2 protein-coding genes are annotated in these 2,970 nt (G+C 70.9%); both read left to right on the top strand.

From position 1 onward, the window contains the following. Positions 1-119 precede the first annotated feature (119 nt). Complete coding sequence (locus tag AB8Z36_RS35540; protein ID WP_369217517.1) at positions 120-2,477, top strand: GH92 family glycosyl hydrolase; 2,358 nt, start codon at positions 120-122, stop codon at positions 2,475-2,477. 227 nt (positions 2,478-2,704) lie between these two features. Beyond that, the coding region (locus tag AB8Z36_RS35545) for a wax ester/triacylglycerol synthase domain-containing protein (protein WP_369217518.1) at positions 2,705-2,970 on the top strand (266 nt) is incomplete at its 3' end.

A 2,970-nucleotide genomic window follows, 5' to 3' on the forward strand; every position in this document is an offset into this window, starting at 1 on the left:
TCCTTCCGGGGACGGTCGGGGGGGTTCCGCACCCTTGACGTGTACAGGTTCGCGACGAAGAATGATCGCGAAGTGCGTCTTGACAACGTTGTCACACCCTTCGAGGAGGCGTCCCGCCCATGAGATGGACCGAAAGGCTGCGCGGTACGGGCGCGGCGCTGGCGGCTGCCGCGCTGCTGGCCGGTGCCGCCGTCCCCGCGGCGGGGGCCGCCCCCGCGGCCGGACCCGGCGCGCCGCGCGACTCCCGGCTCACCGACCTGGTCAACCCGTTCATCGGCACCGAGAACGAGGGCAACACCTACCCCGGCGCCGCCGTCCCGTTCGGCATGGTGCAGCTCTCGCCCGACACCGGGCACAACACCGGCTACGACCACTCCGACACCCACATCCGCGGCTTCTCCGCCGTGCACCTGTCCGGGGTCGGCTGCGGTCTCGGCGGCGACCTGCCGGTCCTTCCCACGACCGGCGACGTGACGGAGACCGACTACGCCAAGTACGCCGCCGAGTTCAGCCACGACGACGAGAGCGCGAGCCCCGGCCGCTACCGGGTGGGCCTCAAGGGCGGCATCGACGCCGAACTGACCGCGACCAGGCGCACCGGCGTGCAGCGCTACACCTTCCCCGCCACCGAGAAGGCCAACGTCCTGCTCAACGCGGGCCAGTCGCTGCACAGGACCGTCGGCACCGAGGTCGAGATCCTCGACAGCCGCACCGTGCGCACCTCCATCACCGGCAGCGGCTTCTGCCAGGACACCAAGCGGTACACGGTCCACACGATCACCCGCTTCGACCGGCCCTTCAAGGCGTCGGGCACCTGGAAGGGCGCCGACGTCACCGAGGGCGCCAGGAAGGTCTCCGCCGGGAGCGAGCGCAGCGGCGCCTTCCTCCGCTTCGACACCCGCAAGGACCGCACGGTGGAGGCGACCACCGCGCTCTCCTACGTCGACGCCAAGGGCGCGGCCCGCAACCTCGCGGCCGAGGGCGGACGTTCGTACGACCGGGTCGCGAAGGCGGCGCGGGCCGCGTGGGAGGACCGGCTCGACGACGTGCGGGCGCGCGGCGGCAGCGAGACGGTGCGGCGCACCTTCTACTCCTCGCTCTACCGGTCGTTCCTCGCGCCGAACATCGGCAGCGACGTCGACGGCCGCTACACCGGCTGGGACCAGAAGACCCACCGCGCCAAGGGCTTCACCTACTACCAGAACTGGTCCCTGTGGGACACCTACCGCACCCAGGCCCAGCTCCTCGCCCTGCTCGCGCCGCGCGAGTCCCGCGACATGGCACTCTCCGTCCTGAAGATCGACGAGGAGAGCGGCTGGCTGCCCAAGTGGGGCTACGGCACGGTCGAGACGAACATCATGACCGGCGACCCGGTCACGCCCTTCCTCACCAACGCCTATCAGCAGGGTCTGCTCAAGGGGTACGAGGAGAAGGCGTACCGCGCGCTGAAGAAGAACGCCGACGGGGTGCCGCCGGCCGACTCCGCGCCGGTGGGCCGCGAGGCCAACAAGGAGTACCTGGCCAACGGGTTCGCCCCGTACGTCAAGGGCCGCCCGCACGCCAAGCCCGGTGACTCCGACTACGACCACGGCGCCTCCGCCACCCTTGAGTACGCGCTCTCGGACGCGATGCTCGGCCAGATGGCGCGCGACCTCGGACACAGGGCGGACGCCGAGCGCTATGCCGCGCGCGCCCAGAACTACCGGAAGATCCACGACGCGTCGACCGGGTTCTTCCGCGCGCGGGACGCCGGGGGCGCCTTCACCGGGCCCGCGGATCCGGCCAAGAGCGAGGGCTTCCACGAGGGCACGTCCTGGCAGTACCAGTGGCTGGTTCCGCAGGACATCCCCGGCATGGTCGGCCTGATCGGCGGCAAGAAGGCGGCGACCGAACGCCTCGACTCCTTCTTCGCCTACGAGGAACTCCTGAAGGACCCGGCGAGGACGGCCCGCGAGGTGTGGGTGAACGGGCCCTACGACTACTACAACGCCGACAAGTACAACCCCCAGAACGAGCCGGACCTGATCGCCCCGTACACCTACCTCTCGACGGGGCAGCCGTGGAAGACGACCGACGTGGTGCACGCCGCGCTGACGCTCTTCACGGACACGCCGACCGGCATGACCGGCAACGACGACCTCGGCACGATGTCCGCCTGGCACGTGCTGTCCTCCATCGGCGTCTTCCCGGTCCAGCCGGGCACGGACACCTGGGGCCTGTCGACGCCCGTCTTCGAACGCGTGGACCTCACGCTGGACCGCCGCTACTACCCGCGCGGCGCGCTGACGGTGAAGGCGCCGGGCACCTCGGACGCCAGGCGGTACATCCAGTCGGCGCGCGTGGACGGGGCCGACCAAGGGGCGACGTATCTGACCAGCGCCGACCTGCGGAAGGCCCGCGAGCTCTCCTTCGTGGTCGGCGAGCGGCCGTCCGGGTGGGGCACGTCGGAGGGGGCGGCGCCACCGGCGCTGAAGTGACGCGGGCACCCCGTTCCGCCAGGACACGGCGGCTCGCGCCGACGTGACGTACTAGACAGTTCACAACTGCACCACATCAGTCCCAGGAGGCCCGCCCTCCTCGGTGAGGGCGGGCCTTCACGTGATGTTAACGCAGCGTAGCTAGATCGTACTTGACCGTAATCGCTCCGCAGAGGTTGACTGCTCGCTCACGAACCCCGCATGGTCCTCGACGCGAGAGCGATCCCTTGACTTCATCGCCTGCACCGACCTCTGACCTGCTCGCCCCTCTCGATCTGGCCTTCTGGAACATCGAGACCGCCGAACACCCCATGCACCTGGGGGCCCTCGGCGTCTTCGAGGCCGAGGGGCCCGGCGCCGCGGAGCGCGCCGCCGCGCTGCTCGCCGAGCGCGCGGCCGCCGTGCCCGGCCTTCGCATGCGCATACGCCCGGTCCTGCTGCCGGTCGGCGGCCCGTGGCGGCTCCCCCCGCCCGCCTTCGAGCCGCTGGAGCA

Source organism: Streptomyces flavofungini (assembly GCF_041028215.1).
Lineage (GTDB): Bacteria > Actinomycetota > Actinomycetes > Streptomycetales > Streptomycetaceae > Streptomyces > Streptomyces flavofungini_B.

Excerpts from the sequence above, each read along its gene's own strand:
- AB8Z36_RS35540 (WP_369217517.1), top strand. The coding sequence starts at position 120 with ATGAGATGGACCGAAAGGCTGCGCGGTACGGGCGCGGCGCTGGCGGCT.